The organism is Vibrio sp. Vb0937 (assembly GCF_033338855.1).
Genome location: NZ_JAWOTK010000205.1, coordinates 1 through 1,370, shown reverse-complemented (window position 1 = coordinate 1,370; position 1,370 = coordinate 1). Strand labels below are relative to the sequence as shown.

2 protein-coding genes are annotated in these 1,370 nt (G+C 43.9%); both read left to right on the top strand.

Annotated features, from left to right (window positions below; all coding sequences use genetic code 11):
- On the top strand, positions 1-431 hold a 431-nt coding region (locus tag R7P67_RS24450), incomplete at its 5' end, for an Hpt domain-containing protein (protein WP_318086267.1).
- 108 nt (positions 432-539) lie between these two features.
- A partial coding sequence (locus R7P67_RS24445; RefSeq protein ID WP_318086266.1) for a chemotaxis protein occupies positions 540-1,370 on the top strand: 831 nt, incomplete at its 3' end.

Genomic DNA, 1,370 nt, shown 5'->3' with positions numbered 1-1,370 from the left:
CAAGTGATGCTCAAGCGAATAAAACGCAAGAGCTAACCCCTGATTCGCGACAAGAATTGCTGGCTCCGCAAGAACCGTTTATCGATATAAACAGAATGCTGGATTCGCTTTCTGGAGATGAAGGCGCTGTCCGAATGTTGCTCGAGGTCTTTATTCAAGATCATGCTGAAGATGGTTCTAAATTACATAAACTTCTAAACGAAGATATAGACAACGCACAGCGCGCAGCGCACAGCCTGAAAGGGGTGTCAGGAAGTTTAGGTGCAATGCCCCTGCATTACATCTCAGGTGAGATAGAATTATTGATAAAACAGGGCAAAGAGGTACCGGATAATAAGCTCTGTCAATTAAGGGATGTATTACAACAAACAACACTTTTCGCAGAGAAAGTTCTCAACAGTGAAAAGATACGAGAAGTGCTAACAGATTGATATTCCTCTGACTTAAAATGTTGGCGGTTGAGGTATTAAAGGCGCGTTCGAACCTACACTTGGGTTCCGCTTAATTCCTGTTCTATACAATTTGATAAAGGTAGCTTCATGTCCATTCGTCGAATATCGTCACTAATGGTTTTGTGGTTGGTTACCACTCTTTCAGGGTGTTCCCTGTTAGAAGTGAAAATTGACAGCCAGACCGTTCCTCTCACCAAGCAAGAGCTTAATATGCGCATTTTAACGCGCGAATATGCACTTCAATTTTTTGCTCAAGTTGAGCAAGCCGCCGATGTGCTTCAAGAGCAGTATGATCCCAATGATAAAGTGAACCAGTCTTACGTCCTGCTGTGGAAGATCAATGCAGAAGAAGGCTTGCAAGCTGCAGCATATCAAGTTTCACCAATGGCTGCATTGATTGATACGTGGGTGTTCACTCATCAAATGAACCAGTTTTATGCGACGGGCGCTGGCCGTGACATTTTTGCTACAGATGAAGCCAAACAAGTCTCGGCACACTTAGCCAACGAGGTAGACCAGCTCGCTCAATCACTGTTGAAAAAAGAGGTTTACGATAAAACGAAGCTCTTTGTTGCTGACTTTGTTAAACAGTATCCGTTCGCTGATTTAAGCATGATTAGAACGCCAGCTTACCGTGCTTGGTTAGAAGCCAATCAAATCAGTGAGGAAGACGCGGTAACAACGTTGGGTACGATGCCGGAAGCATTGGGAGATGTATCCGATAGATTGAGTTTGGTCTCTGAACAAACGCCAAAGATCATGACTTGGAAGGCGCAGTTATTAGCGTTGAACAGTTCGGCAAGTATTGAGAAGGTTAATGCCGCTTTGAACAGTCTGCAAGTGACTGCTGACTCAATGAGAGATTTCATCGATAACAACCCTGAGTATATGCGTTATTTGGCTGAACAAATGGCGGTT